Origin of the sequence: Sphingopyxis panaciterrulae, from assembly GCF_014199295.1 — a bacterium.
Lineage (GTDB): Bacteria > Pseudomonadota > Alphaproteobacteria > Sphingomonadales > Sphingomonadaceae > Sphingopyxis > Sphingopyxis panaciterrulae.
Genome location: NZ_JACIJH010000013.1, coordinates 1 through 26432 on the forward strand (window position 1 = coordinate 1; position 26432 = coordinate 26432).

Here is a 26432-nt window from a genome sequence, read left to right on the forward strand (position 1 = left end):
GGGCCGGTATGGTCCAGGGACTCATCCACGATATCCCAACATGCCAGCAACTCATCGAGCGCATCATCCACGACGCTCAAACCATCATCAATCAAAGACTCGCAGGCTTCCAACGCTGAGATTTCTTGAAGGCCTCTCTTCCATGGAGGAGAGGCCTTATTCGCGCCAGTGCCTCGACGAACGATGTCGCGCGCTTTAGGGAGCGCGCATGAGCATCGTCCAATATCGCGGCTTTGCCGGCGTACGCCTGGAGGCGGAGGTGGGCGGCACCGACGACGACCCCGCGGTGCTTTTGATCCACGGAGCCGGACAGACGCGCGCTGTGTGGGCCGGCGTGGCCGATGCGCTGGTGCAGGCCGGGCGGCGCGTCATCAGCCTCGACATGCGCGGGCATGGCGGGAGTGAATGGCCCGCGGACGGGCGCTATGACGTCGAAGCGCTGGTGGAGGATTTGCGCGCGGTGCTCGCGCAGCTCGGCAGCCGGCCCATGGTAGTGGCGGCGACACTCGGCGGCTGGATCGCGGGTGCGGCGCTCGCACGCGATGCCGCGCTGCTCGCGTCGGGTCTCGTGCTGATTGACCTGCCCCTGCGTGTCGATGCCGCCGCGGCGGCGCATGTCGACGAACGGCTGCATGAGGCGGGGCTGCTGGCACCGGGGCAGGCGCAATGGGATGCACGATTGCGCGACGCGTTCGATCCGGGCGAAATGGCGGCACGCTTCGCGGATGTCGCCGCGAACATCATGCTGCCGACGCTCTATGTCCGCGGGGCGATGAGCGAACTCGTGTCGCCGGATGACGCGGCGGCATTCGTCGGCAGCCTGCCCGACGGCGAACTTGTCGAAGTGGAGGATCTGGCGCTCGTCGTGACCGACGACTGCAACGATGCGCTCGGCGCCCATCTGATTGATTTCCTCGAGCGCCGCGCGCCACGCGGCATGCCCGAGTATCGCGCCGGTTCCGACGCGCGGACCTTTCGCGACGCGCTCGGCTGCTTCGCGACAGGTGTGACGGTCGTGACGGCGGTGTGCCCTGACGGAACACCAGTGGGCCTCACCGCGAACAGCTTCACTTCAGTCTCGCTCGACCCGCCGCTGTTGCTCGTCTGCGTCGCGAATAGCGCTGGCACCGGGGCCGTCCTGTGCGAAGCGGAGCGATTTGCCGTCAATGTCCTCCAGATCGGCCAGCAGCCGGCATCGAACCGCTTTGCCGGAAGGGGAGAGGACCGTTTTGCCACGACCCCCTGGGAGATCGGGGAATTCGGCACGCCGGTCCTGCACGGCTCGCTGAGCAGCTTTGAGTGCGCGCGCGAGGCGGTGCATCCGGGCGGGGATCATTTCATCCTCGTCGGGCGCGTCCTGAAGGCGATCTTCGAACCGCGCCGCGACCCCTTGCTTTACTTCCGCGGCAAGTATCGCAAGCTCCATTTCGCCTGAGAGTCCAGGGTCGACGGACCTTTCCTTCCGAGCCGTGCGGATCCAGCGGCGAAAAGATGCCGGCACGCCGGAACAAGTGGCTCCGATATCCGTTGCTGCCCTTGCAAGCGTTTGTTCAACCGATGGAGACTTAAATGGGCCTGTTCAAGAAGACCGCCTTTGCCCTGACGGCAGCGACGATCGTGATGACCCCGATTGCAGCCTCCGCGGCGCAGTCCCTGAGTGGGGCGCGGGCGACCTCTGCCTCCAGAGGCGCCAATGGGCTTGAGGGCAATTCGAGCTGGCTCATCGGGCTGGCAGGTCTGCTCGCCGGCGTTGCTGCGATCATCATCATCGATTCCGACGATGACGAACCGGTGAGCCCCTAAAAAGGGGCGCAACCGGTCAATGATTTCAAGAGCCCCGGCGTTGCCGGGGCTCTTTTCGTTTCGCTGCCTATGCCGCAGCGGGGTAAAGGTTTCAAACCGCTACTTGTCGCTTGTCGAAGCCGGACCTCGATCCTAACGTTGCGGTCGATAACTGCAGCATTGGGAGAATATGGTCCGTGACGAATGAGTCCAGCAGCGAATCCGTGGTGTCCCTCGATCCCGCCTGGCCGAAGATGTCGATTGCCGAGGCGAACACCGCGCTGACCGCGCCCGGAGCCCGGTTCGAGATGGAGACGGTGCTGGTCGGCGGCATAGCGACCCGCGTCTGGAAAAATGCGCCGCACGACCTCGGCGCGCTGCTCGATTTGTCACGGACGCATGGCGAGCGGCTGTTCACGATCCTCGATGACGAGCGGATAACCTACGAAGCCAATTATCGCGCTACCGTCGCTTTCGCGCGGGCGCTTCGGGGCATGGGCGTCGGGAAGGGCGACCGTGTCGCCTTCGCAATGCGCAATCTGCCCGAATGGCCGATGATCTTTTTCGCGATCACGACGATCGGGGCGATCGCGGTGCCGCTCAACGCCTGGTGGACCGGCGCCGAACTGGCCTATGGCATTCGCGATTCGGGAGCGAAGCTTCTGATCGTCGATTCCGAACGCCACGATCGGCTGCGCGAACATCGCGACGCGATGCCCGGTGTCGAGCAGTGGATCGTCGCGCGGGCGGGAACGGCGATCGACGGGACGACCGCGCTCGAGGATATCGTCGGGGACCCCAAAAGCTGGGCGGGCCTGCCTGCGGGCGACCGGCCGCGCATCGACCTCGACAGCGACGACGAGGCGACGATCTTCTACACCAGCGGAACGACGGGCAGCCCGAAGGGGGCGCTCGGGACGCACCGCAACCTCGTCACCAACATATTGTCGGGCGGCTTTTCGGCGGCGCGCAGCTTCCTGCGCCGCGGCGAGCCGGTACCCGAGCCGCAGCCGCGCACCAGCCTGACCGTCATTCCCATGTTCCATGTTACCGCCTGCTCGGCCGGGCTGATGGGGACGATGGCGGGCGGCAGCACGACGATCTTCATGCGCAGATGGGACCCGGTGCAGGCGATGGAGATCATCGAGCGCGAGAAGGTCGCGATGACGGGCGGCGTGCCGACCATCGCCTGGCAGCTTATAGAGCATCCCGATCGCGCGAAATACGACCTCTCCACGCTGGAGGCCATCGCCTATGGCGGCGCGCCGTCGGCGCCCGAGCTGGTCAAGCGCATCTATGAGGAGTTCGGAGCGCTGCCCGGCAACGGCTGGGGGATGACCGAGACGATGGCGACGGTCACCTCGCACGGCGCGGAGGATTATCTGAACCGTCCGACCAGCGCCGGGCCGCCGGTGGCGGTCGCCGATCTGGAGATTCGCGCCGACGACGGCGTCACCGTGCTGCCCATTGGCGCGGTCGGCGAGCTGTGGGCGCGCGGGCCGATGATCGTGAAGGGCTATTGGAACAAGCCCGAGGCGACGGCGGAGACCTTCGTCGACGGCTGGGTCCGCACCGGCGACCTCGCGCGGATCGACACGGAGGGTTTCCTCTTCATCGTTGACCGCGCGAAGGACATGGTGTTGCGCGGCGGCGAGAATATCTATTCGTCGGAGGTCGAGAATGTCCTCTACGAGCATCCTGCGATCACCGACTGCGCGGTCATCGGTATCCCGCACCGCACGCTGGGCGAGGAACCGGCAGCGGTCGTCCATCTCGCACCGGGGCAGTCGGCGACCGAGGCCGAACTGCAGGCCTGGGTGCGCGAGCGGCTCGCCGCCTTCAAGGTGCCGGTCGCTATCCGCTTCGTCGCCGATACGCTGCCGCGCAACGCCAATGGCAAGATATTGAAGAAGGATATGAAGGCGCTGTTCGCCGATCGCGACGCCGCGGCTGCCTGACGCGGATCCCGGAAAAAGGGGCTGCGGGCCCGATTCATTATTGTAATTGCGAATCGTTCTCGATAATGGCGACGGACTTCTCTTTCAGACTGTCCCGATGCACGCACCGACCTCTCCCGGACCGGCTACAAAAAAGAGCCGCAGAGCCTTCTGGCTGAAACAGCTCCATATGTGGCACTGGATGAGCTCGGCGATCAGCCTGATCGGGCTGCTGCTGTTCGCGATCACCGGCTTCACGCTCAATCACGCCGCCGACATCGAGGCATCGCCGGTCGTCGCCGAAACGGTGGCCCATATGCCGCCGGCGCTGCTCGCCAGGCTCGGTTCCGACCCGGCGAGCGGCAAGGGTGCGCTGCCGCGGCCGGTCGCCGCATGGGTCGAGGATCATTTCCCGATCAAGGCGTCGGGCGAGGCCGAATGGTCGGCGGACGAGATTTATCTGCCCGCTCCGCGCCCCGGCGGCGATGCCTGGGTGGCGATCGACCGTGCGACCGGCGCGGTGACGAGCGAGGTCACCGACCGCGGCTGGATCTCCTATCTCAACGACCTTCACAAGGGCCGCAACTCGGGCACCGCGTGGAGCTGGTTCATCGACATCTTCGCCTTCGCCTGCCTCGTCTTCGCGCTGACCGGTCTCGTGCTGCTCCAGCTTCATGCGGCGAAGCGCAGGAGCACCTGGCCGCTCGTCGGCGCCGGGCTGATCCTGCCCGCGGCCATCGCGATCATCTTCATCCACTAGGAGGGACTTTCATGCAGCTTCGCCCGCACACCCTGTTGATCGGCGGCTCGCTGAGCGCGGCGCTCGTCGTGCCCGTGCTCGCCGCCGCGCCGGCAACGATGGACGTCACCGTCACCATTCCGCGCCTGAAGGTCGCCGAATATCATCGCCCCTATGTCGCGATCTGGGTCGAAAAGGCGGGTGCGCCCGCGAAGACGGTCGCGGTCTGGTACGACCACGACATGAAGAACAACGAGGGCACCAAATGGCTGCGCGACGTGCGGCAATGGTGGCGTGCCTCGGGCCGGTCGATGAGCTTCCCGGCAAACGGAGTGACCGGTGCGACGCGCGCGCCCGGCACGCACAAGATTTCGTTCAGTCGCGTGCAGCTCGGCGCGACGGCGCCCGGCGCCTATGTGCTGGTGATCGAGGCGGCGCGCGAGGTGGGTGGCCGCGAACTGCTCCGCATTCCCTTCACCTGGCCGGCCAAGGCCGGCGCCGGCGGACGCGCCGCCGGCAAGACCGAACTCGGCGCCGTTTCGGTCGCCTTCCGCTGATTTTTCGAAAGGACAGGGCCATGAAGAAGATTATCCTGGGTTTGACCGCCACGATCGCCGCCGCGACGCTGGCCGCGGTTCCGGCGAGCGCACACCGGCAATGGATGCTGCCTTCGGCGACCGTGCTGTCGGGCGACGATGTGTGGGTGACCGTCGACGCCGCGATCTCGAACGACCTCTTCTATTTCGAGCATCATCCGATGCGGCTCGATTCGGTGAAGGCATGGGCGCCCGACGGCAGCGAGGCGCCGATCGAGAATCAGGCGACCGGCCGCTATCGCAGCACCTTCGACGTGCATCTGACGCAGAAGGGCACCTGGCGCATCGCGTCGCTGTCCGACGGGCTGATGGGCAGTTATGACCTGAACGGCAAGACAGAGCGGCTGCCGCGCGGCACCACCACGGCCAATCTGGCCGAGCGTCTGCCCGCGGGGGCGAGCAACGTCCGGACCGCCGAATCGAACAATCGCAACGAAATCTTCGTCACCGTCGGCGAGCCGACGACGACGCTGTTCAAGCCGACCGGCAAGGGCATCGAACTCGTGCCCGTGACGCACCCCAACGACCTGTTCGCGGGTGAGGCGGCGACCTTCCAGTTCCTGCTCGACGGCAAGCCGGCGGCGGGCCTGCCGGTCACGGTCATCCCCGGCGGCATTCGCTATCGCGACCAGTTGGGCCAGATCGACCTGACGACGGGCGCCGACGGCAAGGTGGAGATCACCTGGCCCGAACCGGGCATGTACTGGCTGAACGTCACGACCCCGCGCGCACCTCGCGAGGAAGGCGCTGCCGCGCCGCAACGCCGCGCGAGCTATGTGACGACGCTCGAGGTGCTGGCGCCCTGAGCGACCGCATCCTGATCCCCCGCGCGCTGACGCCCGCCGCCTTTGCGGCGCGCGTCGTGGGCGGCGCCGTCGAGCGCTTCGGGGGCGAGACGATGGGAACGAACTGGTCGCTGCAGGCCGTGGCGCCGCCCACGGACGTCGCGTGCGGCGTGGAAGCAGCGTTCGGCCGGGTGATTGCCCAGATGAGCCAGTGGGAACCCGAGTCCGATCTGTCGCGCATCAATCGCGCGCCGGCGGGCGAATGGCGCGCAGTGTCGCCCGAATGCGCGCGCGTCCTCACCGCAGCGATGGAAATTGCCGAAGCGAGCGGCGGGGCCTTCGATCCGGGTCTGGGGTTGCTGACCGAAGGCTGGGGCTTCGGCAGCGCCGGCCCGGTTGCCGGCGTACCGGACGACAGGTCGTCGTCCGACCGATCTATCGCCTTTGACCCGTCAGCCGCACGCGTTCGGTGCGGCGCCGACGCGGCGCTCGACCTGTCGGGGATAGCCAAGGGCTTCGGGGTCGACCTCGCCGCCGAATGGCTGCTGGCGCGGGGCGTGCGCCATTTCCTGATCGAGGTTGGCGGCGAACTGCGCGGCGAAGGAGTGCAACCCGACGGTCAGCCCTGGTGGGTCGATGTCGAGATGCCGCCTTCCTGTGCCGCGCCCGCCTGGCGCATCGCGCTCCACGATCTGTCTGTGGCGACGTCGGGCAACTATCGGCGCGGGTTTACGGCGGATGGACGGCATTATTCGCACAGCTTCGACCCGCGCAGCGGACGTCCGATCATCAACGGCGTGTCCTCCACGACCGTGCTTCATCGGTCCTGCATGATGGCCGACGGCTGGGCGACGGCGCTGACCGTTCTGGGGCCGGAACGGGGGATTGCCCTCGCCGATGCGCACGAGCTAGCGGCGTGCGTGATCGTCGCCGATCGCGAACATATCTCGCGCGGCTGGCGCGCGATGCTGGGCTAATCCGCGCTCTTGCCGCGCAGGACGAACGGGATTTCTACCAGCCCCTTGACCTTCACCGCCTGTCCGCTGCGCATCGTGGGTGCCCAGCGCCATTTCCGCACCGCGCGCAGCGCCGCTTCGTCGAGGCGCTGGAAGCCGCTGCTCTGCGCGACGGAAATGGAGGCGACCGAGCCGTCGACGTCGAGCGTCAGCGCAAGCACTACCGTGCCCTCTTCGCGATGGCGCCGGCTCTCGCGCGGATAGCGCGGCGGCGCGCCCGACAGCATTCGCGTGCCCAGATCGTCGGCCCGAACCGTCGCCGGCGGGGCGGGTGGCGCTGGCGGAGCAGGTGGGACCGCGATCGGCATTGGCGGCGCGGGGGTCGGGTCGGGGGAGACCAGCATCGCAGGCCGGTCGTTTGGCACGACCACCAGCGGGCGGGGCGCTACGACAGGCGCCTCCTGCTGCGGCGGCACTTCCTTCGGCGGCGCAGGCGGGGTCGGAGGGGGGGCGATCGACAGGTTGACCACCGCCAGTTTCGCTGCCTCGATCTCGACGCCCTGATATCCTCTGTGGACCAGTGCGGCTAGCAGCGCCGCCGAGAGGAGCAACGTCAGCGCCGCTGCCGGCAGGTTGAACTTGCGCTTCTCGCCGTAACGGCTCGGTGTTGCGCCCACGTCGGTCGGCACGCGCCGGATCGGCACGGCCACGGCGCGCGTCCTGTCATCGCTCTTGTCAGGTTTCGGACCAGCGCCGGAGGAGGTTGTGATAGACGCAAGTGAGTTGGAGGACAGCATTGTCGTCGGCTCCGTCGAGCGTGAGTTTCTGGATGGCGGTGTCCATTTCGAACAGCATCTGGCGCTGGCCGTTGTCGCGCACCAGGCTCTGGATCCAGAAGAAGGAGGCGAGCCGGGCGCCGCGGGTCACCGGCTCGACGCGGTGAAGGCTGCTCGAGGGATAGAGGATGGCATCGCCCGCAGGCAGCGCGATGTCGTGCTCGCCAAAGGTGTCGCTGACGATCAACCGCCCTCCCTCATAATCCCCGGGATCGTTGAGGAAGAGAGTGCAGGACAGGTCGGAGCGCAACTGCTCTCCTTCCGCCAGTTGCATCACCGCGCCATCGACGTGAAAGCCATATTCGCCGCCGCCCGCATAGCGATTGAAACGCGGCGGCAAGATCCTTCGCGGCAGAGCGGCGGCGAAGAACAGCGGGCTGCGCTTCAGCGCCGCGAGCACCGCGGCGCCGAGTTCGGCCTTCAGCGTCGAGCCGTCCGGCAATTGCTCGTTGCGCTTGACCCTGGCGCCCTGCGCGCCGACCGTCTCGCGTCCATCGGTCCAGTCGGCCGCATCGAGGCGGCGGCGAAACTCGACCGCCTCCTCCGGCATCAGGACGTTCGGAATATGCAGCAACATGCCGGTTCAAATCCTTTTCAAACGGCGAAGGCGGGGGCACGCCCCCCGCCCAGGCCTTTGCCTTGTTCCTGCCTAGAAACGGAAGTCGGCGCTGAACAGGAAGGTTTGCGGCTGGCCCGGAACATAGCGGTATCCGCTCTTGTTGATCGCCGCGACATAATCTTTGTCGAACAGATTGTAGGCGTTCGCGCGCAGCTTGAAATTGTCGTTCACGGCATAGCCGAGCAGCGCGTCGACGACCGTATAGCCCTCGGTGCGCGGGGGCGTGCCCGCGGCGCCATCGGTCCCGCGCCGCATTCCGCTGGTGTAGCGGACGCCGCCCGCGACCTCGAGACCGAAGGGTGTGCGATAGCTGGTCCAGGACGAGAAGCTGTCGTCCGGGGCGTAGGTCAGCCCGCTGCTGCCATCGACGGCGACGGCGTTGCCGTTGGTAACCTTGGTCTTCTGATGCCCGTATCCGGCGGAGATCGACCAGGCGTCGGTGATGTTGCCGACGACCGACAGTTCGAAACCGCGCACGCGCTTCGAGCCGCTCTGAATGTCGGAGGGATCGGCGGCGTTGACTTCGTTCAGCACCTTGGTCTGGAATACCGCCGCATTGAAGGCGAGCGCGCCGTCGAGCGCATCCCACTTCACGCCGGCCTCGATCGTCTTGGCCTTTTGCGGAGCGAAGTCCGGATTGTTGGCGCTGTTGCCTGCGGCCAGGGTGAAGTTCTCGCCGCCCGGGGGCTGCTGCGACAGCGCGTAATTCACATAAAGGCTCACCGGCTCGCTCGGCTTGAGCACCGCGCCCAGCTTCCAGTTGAACAACGTGTCCTTGGCCTTCAGGTCGGCGGTGGTGACGATCGAGCCGACGGGGGCGGTGCCGCAAGGCACGGCGCCGCGACCGGTGCCGTTGTTGCAAACGGCCGTGTTGAAATAGGTCGTCTTGTAATGATCGACGCGTACGCCGCCGGTCACCAGCAACAGTCCGTCGAAGAATTTCGCGGTATCGAAGGCATAGAAGGCCAGGGTATTCGTCTTGCCCCGTGCCGCGGTGCCGTTGCGCGAATAGGTGAAGTCGCTCGTGTCGTTCCAATCGGGATTGTAGAGATTCGCGACCGGCAGGGTGCCCGTGGAACTGTGGCCGTAGATGATCTGCTTTTCACCGGTGATCTCGGCGCCGATGCTCAGATTATGCTCGATTGCCCCGGTCGCGAAATCAGCTCGCAGGTTGAGCTGGTTCGTCAGGATGCGGTTCGTCGCCTCCCGGATCGTGGGGTTGCCGCGGGTCATCGTGTAGGCGGACAGGTCGTCGGGGTTGGCGGGATCGCCCGAGATGTTGGACCCCGTCGACATGAAGGCGGTCAGAAGATAATCCTGCTTCGTCTCCCCCACGCGCGCGATGTTGGACAGTCGCACGCTGTCCGAAAAATCATGTTCGATGATGAGCGTCGCCATCTGCGCCTTCACATCGTCATGATCCTTGCGCGTGCCGTAGAAATTCTCCGAATCGACCGGATGGCCGACCAGCGCCTCTTGCCCGGCCTGCGGTTCCCAGCCGGGAAGGGCGATCGTCGGGACATAGCCGTCGGGAATATTGTCCTGATCGACATAGAGGAGGTTGAGGTAGGCGCGGGTCGCGGTTTCGAGCCCGAGGCCGAGTGAGGCGGCGAGGCCGAGCCGCTGATTCGCGACATGATCGCGCCCCGGAACGTCGCTATCCTGCCACAGCATGTTGAGCCGCAGCGCGCTGTTGCTGAGGCCACCGAGCGTCTGGTTGACGTCGGCCGTCACGCGCCTTTGCCCATCGACCCCGACCGACAGCGTACCCGACAGCGCGCTTTCGAGGGTGGCTCGCTTGCTGACCAGATTGATCGCACCGGTCGGTGCGGTGCGGCCGTTGTCGGTGCCCGCAGGCCCCTTCTGGACCTCGACCGCTTCGGTATTGAAGATATCGCGCGAGACCGAGCCGAGGTCGCGGATGCCGTCGACGAAGATGCTGTTCGACGTATCGAAGCCGCGCATACGGATCGCATCGCCGCTCGTCGTATTCCCGTTCTCACCCGCATAGAAGGTGCCGACGCCGGGGCTGTTGCGCAGCACCTCGGTCAGCGTCGTCGCGCCCTGTTCGTTGAACAATTCCTTGCTGATGACCTGAATGGTTTGCGGCGTGTCGCGCAGCGGCTGGGTGAATTTGGGAGAGGACGGTTTGTCGATCTTGTAGCCGTCGTCCTCGATCGCCGTGTCGGTGACAGTGACGCCGCCGAGCACCGGCCGCTTCGCCTCCTGTCCACCATCCTGCGCGGCTGCGGGAGATGCGGCGAGACCGAAGCAACTGAGCGCCAGATAGGCCGGAGCCGCTGCCGACATGGTTTCGCGCAAACGCAAGAATGACATGATTTCCCCTTTTCGACTGGAACGCGTGACCGGCACGCCGCTATTGAGAGTCGTTCGCAGAGTCAATCAATATTGATAATCGTTCGCGATAATGTCGCGAATTTGTCGCGTATGATCGCTAGCGCCGCCGTTCCAGCCACCAGTTCTGGCGCCAGCCATAGGCGCTGGCGACGGCTTCGTCCGCCGCATTGGTCGCGGGGCGGAACCGGAAGCGATCCTCGATCAGCCGGCAGGTCGTCGCATCGAGCACGGCGTCGCCGCTCGATCGGGTGACACGGCAGCCGGTGACGCGCCCGGTCGGCTGGATCGTGAAGCGCACCTCGACTTCGCCGCCGCTCTTCGCGCGCGCCGCCTGCCTCGGATAATCGCGATCCTCGATGCGCCCGCTGACCAGCACAGGCCGGGTCCCGCCGCCCGTGCCGCTGCCCGCGCCGCCCGATCCAGTGCCATCGCCGCGTCCGCCGGCGCCCGATCCCCGGCCGGGCGTCGGGGTTGCCCCCGCTGAGGCTTCGCGGCCCGTGCCGGGATGCGGTGCAGCGGGAAGGGCGGGGTCGGGCACGGGCAGTTTCGGTTTCGGCGCGACCGCCGGGACCGCCTTGGTGCGCTCGTTCGGAGGCGCGGCCTTGCCGGCTTTGGAGTCAGGGGTGCGTTCGACCGGCCGCGGCGATTCGGGGGGAGGCGGGGCCGGGATGGCGAAGGCACTGATCGATTCGGCGGCCGTGCGCACGACATTGAGGTCGAGCCCGCTCGCGAGCCCGATGCCGACCAGAAGCGCGGCGATCAATGCGCCGCCACCGGCGATCATCCGCTGCCGCCGCGGAAGCTGCCCCGTATAGGCCATGCCATCTTTCCCCGGCGCGCGACCATCGCGCGCCGCCGGCACCCAATTTAGAGAAATTCGTCTAGCGTGGACATGAACCGCGCGAACTGGTCATGATGCAGCCAGTGGCCGGCATTCTCGAACTCGATGACCCTGGCATGGTTGAAATGTTCGATCCGCCCGTCCTTTTCGGGGTTCGAAGCCCAGCTATCGGCGCCATAGAGCAACAGGGTGGGGCAGGCGATCGCCGACCATAGCGCCTCGATGTCGGCCTGCGGCAGGTCGAACACCGGCCAGACGTTCAGATAATTGTCGAATTTCCAGCTCCAGCTACCGTCCTCATTGCGATTGATGCCCTGGACGGTCAGGTGGCGCGCCTGTTCGGGAGTCAGATAGCTGTTCTCGGCCATCATCCGGGCGAGCGCGTCGTCGAGCGTCGCATAGCGCTTCGGGATGCGCCCCGCCGCCTGGCGCTTGTCCTCGATCCATTTGCGGAAGCGATCGCCCACCGACACCGCGGCGCGCTCCGCCAGCACCGTGGGCGAAGGCCCGAGCCCCTCGATCGCGACGAGCTTGCGGACCTTGTCGGGATAGAGGCCGGTATAGCGTAGCGCGACATTGCCGCCCATCGAATGGGCGACGATCGTCACCGGTGCGAGGTCGAGTTGATGGATCAACTGCGCAAGATCATAGACGAAGCTGTCCATGTCGTACTGTCCGTCGGGCGACCAGGCGCTGTCGCCGTGGCCGCGTAGGTCGGGCGCGATGATATGATAGCGGTCGGCCAGCTTTTCGGCGACCCAGTCCCAACTCCGACAATGGTCGCGGCCGCCGTGGACCAGCAGCAGCGGCGGCGCCGATTCATTCCCCCAATCGACATAATGCAGCTTCAGTCGCTGAGAAATGAAGCTATTCGAAGTCGGGCCGCTTGCCATCTGGTCGTCCTTGTGTCTGTTTGGGTTTCAAAAGGCGACCGAATCCGATCCGTCAAGCCCGGATCGCTGCCATGGGAGAGACGACGCATGACGACATTCCGGGACAATCTGCTCGCGGGCAAGACCGCCTTCGTTGCCGGCGGGACGAGCGGGATCAATCTGGGTATCGCGAAACGCTTCGCCGAACTGGGCGCAAAGGTCGCGGTGGCCGGGCGCGATCCCGACAAGGCGGCGCGCGCCGCGGCGGAGATCGGTGCAGGGGCGATCGGCCTGTCGGGGGACGTACGCGACTATGCGGCGATTCGCGGCGTGATGGAGACGGTGGCCGAAAAGCTCGGGTCGATGGATATCGTGATCTCGGGCGCGGCAGGCAATTTTCTCGCGCCCGTCCTGGGCATGTCGGCGAATGCCTTTCGCACTGTCGTCGATATCGACCTCAACGGCACCTTCAACGTCTTTCGCGGCTGTCACGACCTGCTGAACCGACCGGGCGCGTCGCTGATTGCGATCACGGCGGGGCAGGCCATCAACGCCTCGGCGCTGCAGGCGCACGCTTGCGCGGCCAAGGCCGGGATCAACCAGCTCATCCGCGTCCTCGCGCTCGAATGGGGACCGGACGTGCGCGTCAACGGCATCTCGCCGGGGCCGATCGCCGATACCGAAGGCATGAAGCGCCTCGCCCCCGACGCCGCATCGCGCGAGGCGCATTATGCGCGCATCGCGATGAAACGCTGGGGCAGGGTCGAGGAGGTCGCCGAATCGGCGGTGTTCCTCTGCTCCCCGGCGGCGGGCTATATCACCGGGACGATCCTCGACTGCGACGGCGGCAGCCAGGTCGGCGATGCATCGCGCGGCGATCTGGCGAAGGGAATGGCCTGAATGCAAAAACGCCGCCGACCCGAGAGGGCGGCGGCGTTTTGAATGGTGGGCGTGGCAAGGATTGAACTTGCGACCCCTGCGATGTCAACACAGTGCTCTACCACTGAGCTACACGCCCATCCCTTGGGGTGACGCGCCCCCTAATCGCCTCGGCGCGGCTTGGCAAGCCCCTCGCGCGCGGCGGGGGCGTTATTGTTGGTTCGAACGGTCGGCGCGCCCGAACAGAGCGTCGACCTCGCGCACCAGATCCTTGAGGTGGAAGGGTTTCGAGAGCAGCTTGGCCTGGGGTACATTCTCCTCGGCGCGCAGCGACACCGCGGCGAAGCCGGTGATGAACATCACCTGCGTCTGCGGCGCCGCTTTCGCGGTGTGCTGGGCCAGTTCGATCCCGTCCATTTCCGGCATCACGATGTCGGACAGCAGCAGGTCGAAGGTCCCCGAATCGATATAGGGAACGGCCGCCGTGCCGCGATCGACCGCAGTCACATCATAGCCCGCGCTGGTCAGCGCACGCGCCAGATATTCGCGCATCACATCGTCGTCTTCGGCCAGCAAAATGCGAATCATGGAAAAGTCGAGCCCCTGGTCCCTTTGGTGCCGCCATGGTGTGATGGCGCACGATTGTCTTGAACGTGCCTTGTAACGCGAGAGATTTAACAAATTGACGCGGCGGCTGGATTCATGCGCGGTTTTTTGCCACCCATGGCCAATGCAGCGCCGTACCCTTCCGTCCGCCGCCATCGCTGTCAACCGACCCGCGACGAGCGGCCCGGTGGTCGTGTCCATTCCCCATGCGGGTCGGCTCTATCCTCCGGAGATACTGGCCGCGGCGCGCGTGGCCCGTGCCCAACTCGAGCGGCTGGAGGATAGCTGGTGCGACCTCATCGCCGCGGGTGCCACCGAGGCGGGCGCGACGGTAGTGCAGGCGCTCTGGGCGCGTGCGGTCGCCGATTGCAACCGCGGCGAAGGGCAGATGGCGCCCGGCGAGGTGGCGATGGCGCTACGCGCGCAATTCTCCGCCCCGGGACGCAAGGAGCGCGCGGGGCTCGGGGTTGTGCCGACGCGGCTCGCGGATTGCGGACCCTTGTGGAAGCGCCCGCTCGACCGCGCCGATTTCCACTGGCGCCTCGAATCGCTGCATCGACCCTATCACGCCGCGCTTGCCGGCGAACTGGCCGCGGCGCGGGCGCGGTTCGGCCGCGCGGTGCTGATCGACCTGCACAGCATGCCCGCCATTCCCCAGGGTCAGCCGGGGCATGGTGCGCGAATCGTCGTCGGCGATCGCTTCGGCGACAGCGCGGGCGAAGGACTCGTCGAGCAGGTCATGACCCTGGCCGACCGGCTTGGCGTGGCCGTCGCGCGCAATCAGCCCTATGCCGGCGGGCATGTCGTCCGGACGCACGGCCGGCCCGACCAAGGAGTCGAGGCGGTACAGATCGAAATCGACCGTGATCTCTATCTCGCGCCAGACCGCATGCCGGATGCTGTGAAGGTCGATCGGCTTTCGCGCTGGTTTTCGGGCCTGGTGGCGGATGTCGCACGCGCCGAGCCTCTGCCGGTCGCCGCCGAATAAAGCCGAATAAAAAACCACCTCGTACCGGAGTACGAGGTGGCCAGGGTCCAGGGAGGACGCACCCGCGTCATGCGACGGGGGCACTCGCCACGATGGTAAGGGGGAAACCATGGTGGCGTACCGACAATCTAGGCATTGTCGCGCCAGGTTACAAGGCCCGATGATTGCAAAAGATACTGGTCGGGGAGAGAGGATTCGAACCTCCGGCCCCTGCCTCCCGAAGACAGTGCTCTACCAGGCTGAGCTACTCCCCGACCGATCCGGCGCCGGCGGACCGGCGCGAGGGCAGGGCGGTCCTCTAGACGCGCGATTGGCGAACTTCAAGCATCAATCCGCACGACCGGCAGAATTGCAGATTCTACAGCAATCCGGCGCGACGAAAGCTGAAATGCCCCGCCTCGACGAAAATCAGATGATCGATCAGGTCGACCCCCAGCACGGCAAGGAAGGCGGCGGCGTCGCGGGTGCAGGCGATGTCGGCGCGGCTCGGCCGCGCTACGGCGGACGGATGGTTGTGCGCCATCAGCACGAAGCGGACGCCGCCGCCGAGCAGACTGCGCCAGCGCCGCGGCGCGACGGTGCAGCGCGCGGCGGTGCCCTCGTCGACCGACTCGAAGGCAACGAGCCGCTCGAACGCGTCGAAACCGGCGAGCAGCAGCAATTCGCGATCGGAGGGAAAGCAGGGACGCAGCAAGCGGCGCGCGACCTCATCCTCTTCGCTCGCCGGTGCGAAGCCGGCGTCGGGCTCCGGAACCGTGTCGATGGCGGCATATTTTGTCATCGCCGCCATGATGCGCCCGCGCGTCGCGGCGTCCAAGCCGCGACTGACCCGGAACGGAGAGATGTCGACACGCGCTTGTCACGCGGCGACGCGGCTCGGAATTTTCCATCTTCGTCACCCCGGGCTTGATCCGGGGTGACGAGGCGGGCGACGCTTGCCGCGACGCCCCGTGCAGCCTAGCAAAGGGCATAAAGCGGGAGCATCTCTTGTCCGATTCCATCCATTATGAACTGCAATATCTCGATCTGATGCGGCGCATCTGGGTCGAAGGCGACGAACGGGTCGACCGTACCGGCGTCGGCACCCGCTCGCTGTTCGGCGAGACGATGCGATTCTCGCTGCAGGACGATGCGATCCCGCTGCTGACCACCAAGCGCGTTTATTGGAAGACGGCGCTGCGCGAACTGTTGTGGTTCCTGACCGGCGACACCAACATCCGTCCGCTGATCGCGCAGGGGGTGCGTATCTGGACCGACTGGCCGCTCGATCGTTATCGCCGCGAGACCGGGGACGAAATCGGCGCGGAGGCTTTCGAGGCGCGAATCCTGGACGACGCCGATTTCGGCGCGCAATGGGGCGACCTCGGCCCCGTCTATGGCCATCAATGGGTGAACTGGCCGCGCTACGAACCGGCGGGCGACGGATTGTTCCGCCGCGCCGCGCAGGGGCACAACCAGATCGCGGCGCTGATCGACTCGCTGCGCGATAATCCCGGATCGCGGCGTCATATCTTCACCGGCTGGAACGTGGCCGACCTCGACCGGATGGCGCTGCCGCCGTGCCACATGACCTATCAGTTCCATGTCCGCAGCGACGGCGGCCTGTCGTGCCTGCTCTTTCAGCGTTCGTGCGACCTCGGCCTCGGCTTCGCCTTCAACGTGTTCGAAGCGGCGCTGCTCACGCGAATGATCGCGCAGCAGTGCGATCTGCACGCGCATGAACTGATATGGACCGGCGGCGATGTCCACCTCTATCTCAACCATGCGGAACTCGTCGAAGCGCAATTGGCGCGCGTGCCAGCAGGGAGTCCGAAGCTGCGTATCCTCCGCCGCCCAGCCAGCATTTTCGACTATCGCTTCGAGGATTTCGCAGTCGAGAATTATGCGCCGCAGGCTCATATCGCGGCGCCCGTCGCGGTCTGAGCGCCTCCATTGCATTGCCATGCGGAAAGTAATAATATGTCGCCTGATTGAAATATAACGGCGCGGCGATTCGCGCCTCGAAGGGACGATGGATATGCCCGAAACGCCCCCCAAACGGCCAATGGGGCGCCCGGCGAGCAACCTGCCGCCGTTGTCGCTCCACATTCCCGAACCGCGCTATCGCCCCGGCGACACGCCCGACTTCAGCGACGTCGAAATTCCCGCGGTCGATGCAACGCCGCGCCCCGGCGAGGCGACCAAAGCCGACGCGATGCGCGAGCTTTGCTATGGTCTCGTCCGCGTCCTCGATTTCGACGGGCAGGCGAAGGGACCGTGGAATCCCAATCTCGCCCCCGACCGGCTGCGGACGATGCTGCGGTATATGATGCTGCTCCGCGCGTTCGACGACCGCATGTTCCGCGCCCAGCGGCAGGGCAAGACCAGCTTCTACATGAAGTCGACGGGCGAGGAGGCGACGTCGGTCGCTTCGACGATGGCGATCGACCGGTCGGACATGTGTTTCCCCAGCTATCGCCAGCAGGGCATATTGATCGCGCGCGACTATCCGCTGATCCAGATGATGAACCAGATCTATTCGAATCGCGGCGACCATCTGCTCGGGCGACAGTTGCCGATCATGTATTCTGCGCCCGAACATGGATTCTTCAGCGTATCGGGCAATCTGGCAACGCAATATCCGCAGGCGGTAGGCTGGGCGATGGCCTCGGCCTCGAAGGGCGACAGCCGAATCGCGACCGTCTGGTGCGGCGAAGGCTCTTCGGCCGAGGGCGATTTCCACTCGGCGCTGACCTTCGCGACCGTCTATAATGCGCCGGTCATCTTCAACGTCGTCAACAACCAGTGGGCGATCTCCAGCTTCTCGGGCTTTGCCGGCGGCGAGCGGACGACTTTCGCGGCGCGCGCGGTCGGCTATGGCATCGCGGGGCTGCGCGTCGATGGCAATGATGCGCTCGCTGTCTATGCCGCGACCCAGTGGGCGGCCGATCGGGCGCGGACAAACAACGGCCCGACGCTGATCGAGCATTTCACCTATCGCGCCGAAGGGCACAGTACCTCGGACGATCCGAGCGCCTATCGCGCCGCGCAGGAAGCGAGCGCCTGGCCGTTCGGCGATCCGGTCGCGCGGCTGCGCCAGCATCTCGAAGCGCTTGGCGAATGGGATGCGGAGCGCCACGAGGCGCAGCGCACGGAGTTGGAAGAGCTGGTCAAGACGACCCAGAAACAGTCGGAAAAGCTGGGCGTTTTGGGACATGGCATGCACCAGCCCTTCGAAACCATGTTTCAGGACGTGTTCGAGGACATGCCCTGGCATCTTCAGGAACAATGCGATCAGATGCTTGCCGAACAGAAGACGAAGTTCGGTGCGGACTGGAAGCCTGAATGATGAGCGCGGACAGCAAGACCATGAACATGATCGAGGCGATCAACAGCGCCATGGACGTCATGCTGGGCCGCGACGACACGGTCGTGGTGATGGGCGAGGACGTCGGCTATTTCGGCGGTGTGTTCCGCGCGACCGCCGGTTTACAGAAGAAGCACGGCAAGACCCGCGTGTTCGACACGCCGATCAACGAATGCGGCATCATCGGCGTCGCGGTCGGGATGGGCGCTTACGGCCTGCGCCCGGTCCCCGAGATTCAGTTCGCCGACTATATCTATCCTGGCCTCGATCAGCTCGTCAGCGAGGCGGCTCGGCTGCGCTACCGCTCGGCGAACGACTTCATCTGCCCGATGACAGTGCGCACCCCGTTCGGCGGCGGCATCTTCGGCGGCCAGACGCACAGCCAGTCGCCCGAAAGCATCATGACGCATATCTGCGGCGTGAAGACGGTGATCCCGTCGAACCCCTATGACGCCAAGGGGCTGCTGATCGCGGCGATCGAGGATAACGACCCCGTCGTCTTTCTCGAGCCCAAGCGCATCTACAACGGCCCGTTCAGCGGCTATTACGACCGCCCGGTCGAGCCCTGGTCGAAGCATGTGGCGAGCGCGGTGCCCGAAGGCTATTACCGCATCGACCTCGGCAAGGCGGCGACGGTGCGCGAGGGCGAGGCGGTGACGGTGCTCGCCTATGGCACGATGGTGCATGTCGCGAAGACGATCATCGAGGAACGCGGTATCGACGCCGAAATCCTCGATCTGCGCACCTTGCTGCCGCTCGACATCGAGGCGATCGAGGCGTCGGTCCGGAAGACCGGCCGCTGCCTGATCATTCACGAAGCGACGCGCACGTCGGGCTTTGGCGCCGAACTCGCCGCGCTGGTGCAGGAGCGCTGCTTCTATCACCTCGAGGCGCCGGTCGAGCGCGTCACCGGCTTCGACACGCCCTATCCGCACAGCCTTGAATGGGCCTATTTCCCTGGCCCGGTGCGCATCGCGACCGCACTCGATAAAATTCTGAAGGACTGACCGCCATGGCCCGCTACTCATTCCGTCTGCCCGACATCGGCGAAGGCATCGCCGAGGCCGAGATCGTCGCCTGGCATATCAAGATCGGCGACCGCATCGAGGAAGATGCGCAGCTTGCCGACATGATGACCGACAAGGCGACCGTCGAAATGGAATCGCCGGTGTCGGGAACGGTGGTCGAACTGGCGGGCGAGGTCGGCGATCTGATCCCCATCGGCTCGACGCTGGCAGTGATCGAGACCGATGGTGAGGTTGTGGAAGCACCGACCGAGGAAACAGGTGAAGAAGAGGTCGTCGCGGAAACGCCCGGGGCGGAAGAGATTTCGGTGGCTGAGGAAGCCGAAAAACCCTCTTCCCTGAAGGGGAGAGGGTTGGGAGAGGGGGCCGAAGCCGCTCCCGCTTCTGCTGCTATTCCCCTCTCCCCGACCCTCTCCCCTGAAGGGGAGAGGGGGAAGAAATCCGTTCTCGCATCCCCCGCCGTCCGCACCCGTGCGCGCGATCTCGGCGTCGATCTGTTGCAGGTCCAGGCCGAGGGCGACCGCATTCGCCATTCCGATCTCGACGCCTTCCTCCGTTACAGTGCGGGACAGGGCTATCATGCGCCCGGCGCCTCGCGCGCGCGCGCCGACGAGCCGGTCAAGGTCATCGGGATGCGCCGCAAGATCGCCGAGAATATGGCGGCGTCGAAGCGCGCGATCCCGCATTTCACCTATGTAGAGGAAATGGACGTCACCGCGCTCGAGGCGATGCGCGCCGACCTCAACGCCAACCGTGGCCAGCGACCCAAGCTGACGATGCTGCCCTTCCTGATCGTCGCGATCTGCCGCACTATCCCGCAGTTTCCGATGATCAACGCGCGCTACGACGACGAAGGCGGCGTGGTGACGCGCCACGGCGCGGTGCACCTCGGCATGGCGACGCAGACCGATGCGGGGCTGATGGTCCCGGTCATCCGCGACGCGCAGGACAAGAATGTGTGGCAGCTTGCGAGCGAGATCACGCGCCTTGCCGAAGCCGCGCGCACCGGCAAGGCGAAGGTCGAGGAACTCAGCGGAGGCACATTGACGGTCACCTCGCTCGGCCCGCTTGGCGGCATCGCGACGACGCCGGTCATCAACCGGCCCGAGGTCGCGATCATCGGCCCGAACAAGATCGTCGAGCGTCCGGTCTTCGCCAAAAATCCTCAGGGGGGCGACGATATTCGCCGCGCCAAGCTGATGAACCTGTCGATCAGTTGCGATCACCGCGTCGTCGACGGCTGGGACGCCGCGAGCTATGTCCAGGCGCTCAAGAAGCTGCTCGAGACGCCGGTCCTGCTGTTCGCGGATTGAGCAAAGCGTCGCTTATCGGACGACACCCCGGAACAGCAGCTTGCCGGACGCCCCGGCGGGAACGGGCCGTTGAAAGGCCCAGCGGACATGCGTGACGTCGCTCGGCTGCGCGGGGCGGCGCGATCCGTCCGGCTGGCGGATCGTCAGCTCGGCCAGCGGACCCCAGGCATGGCCGCCATCGACCGACACGAGCGGCGCATGGTCGCCCGCACCGGTGAAACGCACCGCGGCAGGGAGCGGGTTGGTGATGACCAGCCGGTCGGCTGGCTGGTTCCCGGCGTTGCGATAGGCGAGAACGAAGACGAGTCGATCCCCCGACGTCACCGCCCTGGGTTCTTCTAGCAGCACGCGCTGCTTGCCGCTGGCATCGGTCGTCACCCGTTCGACGAACACGCTGTTGTCGAGCGCGACCGCATCCGCAGCGAAGGCGTGACCCGGCGCAAGCAGGGCGAGCGGCAGAAGACAGGCGGTTCGCATAAGCATCCCTATGGCTGAATATGGCCGCAAGCATCTGGCACCCAAAAGGAAAATTCTGGTTAACACGCCAGTTACCAACAGGATTTCTGCGCGTTGTCGCATGGGGGAGGGGCGGGGAAGTGCATCTTCGACCCGACTGGCGTGCGGACCCAAGCTCGCCTAAGGTGCGGCGACCAGATGGGAGATCGTGGACGTGGCCGAGGACAGGGGAAGGGGGAGCACGCGCCCGCCGGGCGCCGGTCCCCTGCACCAGATCGAGATCGACGATTTCCGCCGCGATCGCCTGCTTGCGGCGCTGACGTTGATTCTGGGTGCGGCCTTCTGTCTGGGCCTGCCTTTTGCCCTTCAGGCGGGGGCCGAATTCTTCCTGCCGCTGACCGCAGCCATCGTCATCGCCATCGCGCTGGTGCCGGTACTCGAATGGCTCGAACGGCGCGGCGTGCCGTCGGGTCTCGCCGCCTTCCTGTCGCTCGCGGCCTTTCTGGCGCTGATCAATGCTGCGCTCGCGATCATCGTCGTGCCGGCGACCGGATGGTTCACGCGGCTCCCCGAATCGATCCCGCGCATTCAGAGCAATCTGGCGCCGCTCATCGATTTCTATTCGACGCTGCAACGCTTCGTCGACCGCACCCTCGCCTCGGTTGCCAGCGGCAGTGAGGCGACGGCGCAGGCACTGTCGGCGACGGCGCCGACCTCGGTCGTCGACTATTTCATCTCGGCGGCGCCGTCGGCGGCGATTCAGCTCTTTTTCGCCGTTCTCGTCGTCTTCTTCTTCCTCGCCGGCTGGACCCGCCTGCGCAAGGGCACGATCCGCCGCCGCGGCAGCTTCGACGGGGCGATGCAGACCGCGCGGGTGATCCAGAATGTCGTCGATGCGACCGCCGATTATCTGGCGACGATCACCGCGATCAACGCGATCCTTGGGCTAATCGTGTCGCTGCTGCTCTGGGCGCTGGGCATGCCGTCGCCCTTCATGTGGGGCGGCATCGTCGCGATCTGCAATTTCGTGCCCTATCTGGGGCCGATCGTCGCCGCGATCCTGCTCGCGCTCGGCGGGCTGATGACCTTCGACGCGGTGGGGTTCGCGCTGCTGCCGGCGCTGATCTTCATCGGCGTCCATCTGGTCGAGGCGAATCTAATCACCCCGCTGGTGCTCGGACGCCGGCTGACCATCAATCCGCTGCTGATCCTCGTGTCGCTGAGTTTCTGGGGCTGGGTGTGGGGAACGCCCGGCGCACTGCTCGCGGTGCCGTTGCTGCTGATCCTGCAGACGATCCTGCAGTCGACCGGAACCCCCGATCTCGCCGGTTTTCTGTTCGAGCGCGGCACGCTGACCACGGTCGAGGAGATGCGCGCGCGCTTAAATCGCGGCCATGGCGAAAGCGACGGTTGACAGGCCGGGATGGGACGCATATTGGCGCGGCTCCCAAGCACACGCGGGTGTAGCTCAGTTGGTTAGAGTGCCGGCCTGTCACGCCGGAGGTCGCGGGTTCGAGCCCCGTCACTCGCGCCATTCCCTGTCGGTTCAGACGGAATGGCGGCCGCGGCTTGGGATCGCTTCACAATCGGAAATCCTTATGATCGGCGCGGCGCCTCAGCCGCGCCAGCGCCCCAGTTCCATCCAGCGCAGCAGCGGCTTCAGCGGCAGGATCCAGACGATCCCCGCGGCAAGATAGAAGATCGCCTGCACTAGAATCGGCCAACGCCCCACCCAGGGCGACAGGCTGACGATGATCGCGGCCCAGACGGCGATCAGCAACAGGATCAGGAAGATGCCGGCGGGCTTGCGCCAGCTCGGTTCGGGCTGCATCGGGCCTTCGGTCACAATCGGTCTCCGCAAAGAAGGAATTCCTGTTCGGTGAGCACCGCATCGAGCGGCGCATCGGTCGATTCGGTGGGCACGGCGTCAACCTCCTGCACCGACCAGCCGACGCCGATGCGCGGAATGTCGGACTGCGCGGCGAAATAGCGATCGTAATGGCCGCCGCCCTGACCGAGCCGTCCGCCGCGACGATCGAAACCGACGAGCGGGCAGAATATCAACGCCGGGCGGACCGATTCGGCATCACCGCCGGGTTGCTGCGGTCCCCATGGCCCCTTTGCCAGCGTGCCGTCGGCCGCCCAGTGCCGGAACGTCATCGCCGGATCGCGTCCGGCGTGATGGGGAAGGGCGAGAGGAAGGCCGGCCAGCATCGGCAGGATGTCAGGTTCGTCGCCCCAGGCGATATAAGCGGCGATGGGATCGCGATCCGCGATCAGGTCGGCCAGCGGCTGCGGCAGCGCACGAAAGGCCGCCAGGCGCGCGATGGCGTCCAGATTGGCGACAAAATGCTTGCGGCGGAACCGCAGCCGTTCGCGCAATCGCTGCTTCTGCTGGGCCGGATCGGCGGACGGATCGTTCATCGCCGGTTTCGGCCTTCGTTCGGGGCGGGTTGGCGGGACCGCCGTGGTCGTTTGCCGGAAGATCCTCTGACGCCAGTAACGTCAGGTGGGGGCCATGTACGTCGGACCAGGGTCCGGGCAGGGACAGCTCCCTTGGATGATGTATCGCCTCAGGGATATTCGCAGCGGCTCGTGCCGGGCAGTGCCCGCCGCCTTCTATTTAGGGACGCGGGCGTCCGGTCTCAAGCCATTTGCTCGGCAGTCACTGCCAGCGCCTCGATCCGGTCGGCGATTTGCATCAGGGCGCGGTCGTGCCGTCCGGCGGGCGAAGCCGACGTGGCGGGTGCGCCTTGACGCAGCTTCTCGAGTTCAGCACGCGCCGCGGCCTCGCGTTCGGCGGCCGCGCGCGCTTCGCCGAGCGCCTGTTGTTCGCGCGCTTGCGCGGCGTGCAGTTCGTCGCGCGCCGCGGCTTCGCGGCTTTCGGCGAGCGCCACGGCGGCGCGCAGCGAATCGGACTGGGGTTCGGCCTTTTGAACCTTGCCGCGCGCTTCGCTCGCTTCGTCGGCGAGCATCAGCGCCGCGAACAAAAGCTGGCGCACCTCGGTGCCGCCCTGGATTCCGCGGGCCTTTTCGTCGACAAGCGCCGCGAGTTGGCGAAGCTGCTCCTCCTGCCCGTCGGCGCAGTGGACGTCATAGGGCCGCCCGGCGATATTCAGGTGGACGTCAGCCATTTTTCGCCTCCGCGATCAGCCGGTCGAGCTCCCCGATCACCGCCGCGACCTCGGCCTTGAGGGCGGACGCGTCGGCGGCGGGCGCCGCCGTGGCGGGGGCCGGGCGATTCGCGCGATCGGCGAGCGCCTTCTCGATCCGGCTCAGCGCCCGCTCGATGCGACCGATGGCAAGGCTGGATTCGTCGAGGTCGAGTTCCATGAGCGAAGACGTAGCAGCGGCGCCGGATGGGCGCAATTGCCGAGCACCGGGCTGACGGGTGAACCCGGCTTTTTGCGCGATTTCTTGCCGCGAGCGGTTGACTTCGGACCGCCGCCCCGCAAAGGGCAGTCGCGCATGATAGCCCAGCCATTTCCGGGGGACGAATGACACTGCCCGAACGCCAACTCGCCAACGCCATCCGCGCGCTTGCGATGGATGCCGTCCAGGCCGCGAACAGCGGCCATCCGGGGATGCCGATGGGCATGGCCGACGTCGCGACGGTGCTTTATTCGGATTATCTGAAATTCGATCCCGCCGATCCGGCGTGGCCCGACCGCGACCGATTCGTGCTGTCGGCGGGGCATGGTTCGATGCTCGTCTATGCGACGCTGCATCTCGCGGGCTATGCGCATCCGACGATCGATGAAATCCGCGGCTTCCGGCAACTCGGCAGTCCGTGTGCCGGGCATCCGGAGAATTTCGAACTGGCGGGGGTGGAAACCACCACCGGGCCGCTGGGGCAGGGGCTGGCGACCGCGGTGGGCATGGCGCTTGCCGAGCGGCATCTGAACGCGATCTATGGCGACGAACTTGTCGATCATCGCACATATGTCATCGCCGGGGACGGCTGCCTGATGGAGGGCATCAACCACGAAGCCATTGGTTTGGCTGGACATTTGAAGCTGGGGCGGCTGATCGTGCTGTGGGACGACAATCGCATCACCATCGACGGGTCGACCGACCTGTCGACGAGCGAGGATGTGCGGGCGCGCTATGCCGCGACCGGCTGGCACGTCGAAAGCTGCGACGGGCACGACCCCGCCGATATCCGCCGTGCGATCGACGCCGCGCTGGCCGACGAGCGGCCCTCGCTGATCGCGTGCCGCACGATCATCGGCTTCGGCGCGCCGAACAAGCAGGGCACGTCGGCCACCCACGGCGCGGCGCTCGGCGTCGACGAGGTGGCGGCGGCGCGCGAAACGCTCGGCTGGACCGCCGAACCCTTCGTCATCCCCGTCGATATCGCGGCCGCCTGGGCGGCCTTCGGAGAGACGGGCAAGGCGCTTCACGCCGAATGGAATGGACGGCTTGCAACCAGCGAAAAGAAAACGGATTTCGAAGCACGCATTGCCGGCAAGGCGACTCCCGGCGCCGCGTTCCAATCCTATCTCGAGGGACTCGTCGCCGAGCCGCCGAAGGTCGCGACGCGCAAGGCGTTGGAAAACACGCTGACCGCGCTGACCGCCGACATTGCGGCGCTGGTCGGGGGCAGCGCCGATCTGACCGGTTCGAACAACACGAAGACAGCGTCGACCAAGCCCCTGACGCGGGACGATTATTCGGGCCGTTACATTTATTACGGTATCCGCGAGTTCGGCATGGCGGCGGCGATGAACGGCATGGCGCTGCACGGCGGGGTCATTCCCTATGGCGGCACCTTTTTGGTGTTCTCCGACTATTGTCGCGGTGCGATCCGCCTGTCGGCGCTCCAGCGTCAGCGCGTGGTCTATGTGATGACGCACGACAGCATCGGCCTGGGCGAGGATGGGCCGACGCACCAGCCGATCGAGCATCTCCAGTCGCTGCGCGCGATGCCGAACCTGCTCGTCATGCGCCCCGCCGACGCGGTCGAGACCGCCGAATGCTGGGCGCTCGCGCTCGCGCAGACGGATCGGCCGACGCTGCTCGCGCTCACGCGCCAGAACCTGCCGCCGCTGCGTCATGACGTCACCGAAAATCTTTGCGCGAAAGGCGGTTATCGCCTGCGCGGCGCCGCGGCCCCCCGCAAGGTCGTGCTCGTCGCGACGGGCTCCGAAGTGTCGCTCGCGATGGAGGTCGCCGACCGGCTGGAGGCCGCGGGGCAGGGCGCCGACGTCGTCTCGATGGTGTCGACCGAGCTCTTCGACGAGCAGGATGCGGCGTATCAAGTCGATATCCTGCCGGAGGATGCGCTGATCGTGTCGATCGAGGCGGGCACCACCTTTGGCTGGGAACGCTATACGGGGCGCGACGGCTTGCGCTTCGGAATCGACAGCTTCGGCGCTTCGGCGCCGATCGAAGACCTATTCCAGCATTTCGGCCTTACCGCCGATGCTATCGCTCCCCAAATCCTGACCCGGCTGGGACAGTAAGGACCCGGCCGCTCCCACGCAGAAAGGACGTTT

Annotated in this window: 27 protein-coding genes, 3 tRNA genes and 1 pseudogene; 17 read left to right on the forward strand and 14 right to left on the reverse strand. The window is 66.1% G+C overall.

Annotated features, from left to right (window positions below; all coding sequences use genetic code 11):
* The 8 genes and pseudogenes from FHR21_RS20940 to FHR21_RS16200 all read left to right on the forward strand — a co-directional run.
* Nucleotides 1-119, forward strand: a pseudogene (locus FHR21_RS20940) (nitronate monooxygenase); the annotation flags it as partial.
* A gap of 89 nt (nt 120-208) precedes the next feature.
* Nucleotides 209-1435 (forward strand): alpha/beta fold hydrolase, encoded by a 1227-nt coding sequence (locus FHR21_RS16170; RefSeq protein WP_184100211.1) that lies wholly within the window; start codon nt 209-211, stop codon nt 1433-1435.
* 134 nt (nt 1436-1569) lie between these two features.
* Nucleotides 1570-1803, forward strand: a complete 234-nt coding sequence (locus FHR21_RS16175) for a hypothetical protein (RefSeq protein WP_184100213.1) — start codon at nt 1570-1572, stop codon at nt 1801-1803.
* A gap of 233 nt (nt 1804-2036) precedes the next feature.
* The gene (locus FHR21_RS16180) at nt 2037-3740 is read left to right on the forward strand and encodes a class I adenylate-forming enzyme family protein (RefSeq protein ID WP_184100396.1); all 1704 of its coding nucleotides are present in this window, start codon (nt 2037-2039) and stop codon (nt 3738-3740) included.
* Between the two features lie 97 nt (nt 3741-3837).
* Nucleotides 3838-4479: a PepSY-associated TM helix domain-containing protein gene (locus FHR21_RS16185; protein ID WP_184100215.1), complete on the forward strand. Its 642-nt coding sequence runs from the start codon at nt 3838-3840 to the stop codon at nt 4477-4479.
* Nucleotides 4480-4490: 11 nt separating this feature from the next.
* On the forward strand, nt 4491-5015 hold the full coding sequence (locus FHR21_RS16190; protein ID WP_184100217.1) for a DUF2271 domain-containing protein: 525 nt from the start codon (nt 4491-4493) through the stop codon (nt 5013-5015).
* Between the two features lie 20 nt (nt 5016-5035).
* Nucleotides 5036-5860 carry a DUF4198 domain-containing protein gene (locus FHR21_RS16195; protein WP_184100219.1) on the forward strand — a complete coding sequence of 275 codons (825 nt, stop codon included), beginning with the start codon at nt 5036-5038 and terminating at the stop codon, nt 5858-5860.
* 56 nt (nt 5861-5916) lie between these two features.
* The gene (locus FHR21_RS16200) at nt 5917-6816 is read left to right on the forward strand and encodes an FAD:protein FMN transferase (RefSeq protein WP_338113188.1); all 900 of its coding nucleotides are present in this window, start codon (nt 5917-5919) and stop codon (nt 6814-6816) included.
* Here FHR21_RS16200 and FHR21_RS21205 read toward each other — a convergent pair.
* The 5 genes from FHR21_RS21205 to FHR21_RS16225 form a co-directional block, all read right to left on the reverse strand.
* Entirely contained in the window at nt 6813-7505 is a 693-nt protein-coding gene (locus tag FHR21_RS21205; RefSeq protein WP_184100221.1) for a TonB family protein, read from the reverse strand. The genes FHR21_RS16200 and FHR21_RS21205 overlap by 4 nt on opposite strands.
* A 25-nt stretch (nt 7506-7530) precedes the next feature.
* Nucleotides 7531-8208 (reverse strand): Fe2+-dependent dioxygenase, encoded by a 678-nt coding sequence (locus FHR21_RS16210; RefSeq protein ID WP_184100223.1) that lies wholly within the window; start codon nt 8206-8208, stop codon nt 7531-7533.
* 72 nt (nt 8209-8280) lie between these two features.
* Nucleotides 8281-10587, reverse strand: coding sequence for a catecholate siderophore receptor Fiu (locus FHR21_RS16215; protein WP_184100225.1), 2307 nt, complete (start codon nt 10585-10587; stop codon nt 8281-8283).
* A 118-nt stretch (nt 10588-10705) separates the two neighbouring features.
* Nucleotides 10706-11428, reverse strand: a complete 723-nt coding sequence (locus FHR21_RS16220; RefSeq protein ID WP_184100227.1) for an energy transducer TonB — start codon at nt 11426-11428, stop codon at nt 10706-10708.
* A 47-nt stretch (nt 11429-11475) separates the two neighbouring features.
* Nucleotides 11476-12342, reverse strand: a complete 867-nt coding sequence (locus FHR21_RS16225) for an alpha/beta fold hydrolase (RefSeq protein ID WP_184100229.1) — start codon at nt 12340-12342, stop codon at nt 11476-11478.
* Nucleotides 12343-12429: 87 nt separating this feature from the next.
* Here FHR21_RS16225 and FHR21_RS16230 point away from each other — a divergent pair, with 87 nt between their 5' ends.
* The gene (locus FHR21_RS16230) at nt 12430-13221 is read left to right on the forward strand and encodes an SDR family oxidoreductase (RefSeq protein ID WP_184100231.1); all 792 of its coding nucleotides are present in this window, start codon (nt 12430-12432) and stop codon (nt 13219-13221) included.
* 43 nt (nt 13222-13264) lie between these two features.
* Here the strand turns inward: FHR21_RS16230 and FHR21_RS16235 are convergent.
* Both FHR21_RS16235 and cpdR read right to left on the reverse strand, forming a co-directional pair.
* Nucleotides 13265-13339, reverse strand: a tRNA-Val gene (locus FHR21_RS16235).
* A gap of 71 nt (nt 13340-13410) precedes the next feature.
* Entirely contained in the window at nt 13411-13788 is a 378-nt protein-coding gene (gene cpdR, locus FHR21_RS16240; protein WP_184100233.1) for a cell cycle two-component system response regulator CpdR, read from the reverse strand.
* A 142-nt stretch (nt 13789-13930) separates the two neighbouring features.
* On the opposite strand from cpdR, the gene FHR21_RS16245 reads away from it, so the two are divergent.
* Complete coding sequence (locus FHR21_RS16245; protein WP_221235219.1) at nt 13931-14794, forward strand: N-formylglutamate amidohydrolase; 864 nt, start codon at nt 13931-13933, stop codon at nt 14792-14794.
* A gap of 177 nt (nt 14795-14971) precedes the next feature.
* Here FHR21_RS16245 and FHR21_RS16250 read toward each other — a convergent pair.
* Both FHR21_RS16250 and FHR21_RS16255 read right to left on the reverse strand, forming a co-directional pair.
* Nucleotides 14972-15048, reverse strand: a tRNA-Pro gene (locus FHR21_RS16250).
* Between the two features lie 104 nt (nt 15049-15152).
* A complete protein-coding gene (locus FHR21_RS16255; RefSeq protein WP_184100235.1) occupies nt 15153-15575 on the reverse strand; it encodes a JAB domain-containing protein in 423 nt (140 codons plus the stop codon).
* 206 nt (nt 15576-15781) lie between these two features.
* Between FHR21_RS16255 and thyA the strand changes: the two genes are divergently transcribed.
* From thyA to FHR21_RS16275, 4 genes are all read left to right on the forward strand, one after another.
* Complete coding sequence (thyA, locus tag FHR21_RS16260; RefSeq protein ID WP_276569288.1) at nt 15782-16717, forward strand: thymidylate synthase; 936 nt, start codon at nt 15782-15784, stop codon at nt 16715-16717.
* Nucleotides 16718-16811: 94 nt separating this feature from the next.
* Entirely contained in the window at nt 16812-18122 is a 1311-nt protein-coding gene (locus FHR21_RS16265) for a 3-methyl-2-oxobutanoate dehydrogenase (2-methylpropanoyl-transferring) subunit alpha (RefSeq protein WP_184100237.1), read from the forward strand.
* A 20-nt stretch (nt 18123-18142) separates the two neighbouring features.
* On the forward strand, nt 18143-19147 hold the full coding sequence (locus FHR21_RS16270; protein ID WP_184100400.1) for an alpha-ketoacid dehydrogenase subunit beta: 1005 nt from the start codon (nt 18143-18145) through the stop codon (nt 19145-19147).
* Nucleotides 19148-19152: 5 nt separating this feature from the next.
* On the forward strand, nt 19153-20478 hold the full coding sequence (locus FHR21_RS16275) for a dihydrolipoamide acetyltransferase family protein (RefSeq protein ID WP_184100239.1): 1326 nt from the start codon (nt 19153-19155) through the stop codon (nt 20476-20478).
* 12 nt (nt 20479-20490) lie between these two features.
* On the opposite strand, the gene FHR21_RS16280 is transcribed toward FHR21_RS16275, so the two are convergent.
* Nucleotides 20491-20955, reverse strand: coding sequence for a DUF11 domain-containing protein (locus FHR21_RS16280; RefSeq protein ID WP_184100240.1), 465 nt, complete (start codon nt 20953-20955; stop codon nt 20491-20493).
* A 244-nt stretch (nt 20956-21199) separates the two neighbouring features.
* On the opposite strand from FHR21_RS16280, the gene FHR21_RS16285 reads away from it, so the two are divergent.
* Together FHR21_RS16285 and FHR21_RS16290 are read left to right on the forward strand one after the other, a co-directional pair.
* The gene (locus tag FHR21_RS16285) at nt 21200-22348 is read left to right on the forward strand and encodes an AI-2E family transporter (protein WP_184100401.1); all 1149 of its coding nucleotides are present in this window, start codon (nt 21200-21202) and stop codon (nt 22346-22348) included.
* A gap of 43 nt (nt 22349-22391) precedes the next feature.
* Nucleotides 22392-22468 (forward strand) — tRNA-Asp (locus tag FHR21_RS16290).
* A gap of 81 nt (nt 22469-22549) precedes the next feature.
* Here FHR21_RS16290 and FHR21_RS16295 read toward each other — a convergent pair.
* From FHR21_RS16295 to FHR21_RS16310, 4 genes are all read right to left on the reverse strand, one after another.
* Nucleotides 22550-22765 carry a DUF2842 domain-containing protein gene (locus FHR21_RS16295; protein ID WP_184100402.1) on the reverse strand — a complete coding sequence of 72 codons (216 nt, stop codon included), beginning with the start codon at nt 22763-22765 and terminating at the stop codon, nt 22550-22552.
* An 11-nt stretch (nt 22766-22776) separates the two neighbouring features.
* Nucleotides 22777-23358 (reverse strand): 5-formyltetrahydrofolate cyclo-ligase, encoded by a 582-nt coding sequence (locus FHR21_RS16300; protein ID WP_184100241.1) that lies wholly within the window; start codon nt 23356-23358, stop codon nt 22777-22779.
* 221 nt (nt 23359-23579) lie between these two features.
* Nucleotides 23580-24068 carry a cell division protein ZapA gene (locus FHR21_RS16305; RefSeq protein ID WP_184100242.1) on the reverse strand — a complete coding sequence of 163 codons (489 nt, stop codon included), beginning with the start codon at nt 24066-24068 and terminating at the stop codon, nt 23580-23582.
* Nucleotides 24061-24267: a hypothetical protein gene (locus tag FHR21_RS16310; RefSeq protein WP_184100243.1), complete on the reverse strand. Its 207-nt coding sequence runs from the start codon at nt 24265-24267 to the stop codon at nt 24061-24063. Before FHR21_RS16310 ends, FHR21_RS16305 begins: the two co-directional genes overlap by 8 nt.
* Before the next feature lie 164 nt (nt 24268-24431).
* On the opposite strand from FHR21_RS16310, the gene tkt reads away from it, so the two are divergent.
* Nucleotides 24432-26399 carry a transketolase gene (tkt, locus tag FHR21_RS16315; RefSeq protein WP_184100244.1) on the forward strand — a complete coding sequence of 656 codons (1968 nt, stop codon included), beginning with the start codon at nt 24432-24434 and terminating at the stop codon, nt 26397-26399.
* The last annotated feature ends 33 nt before the right edge of the window (nt 26400-26432 follow it).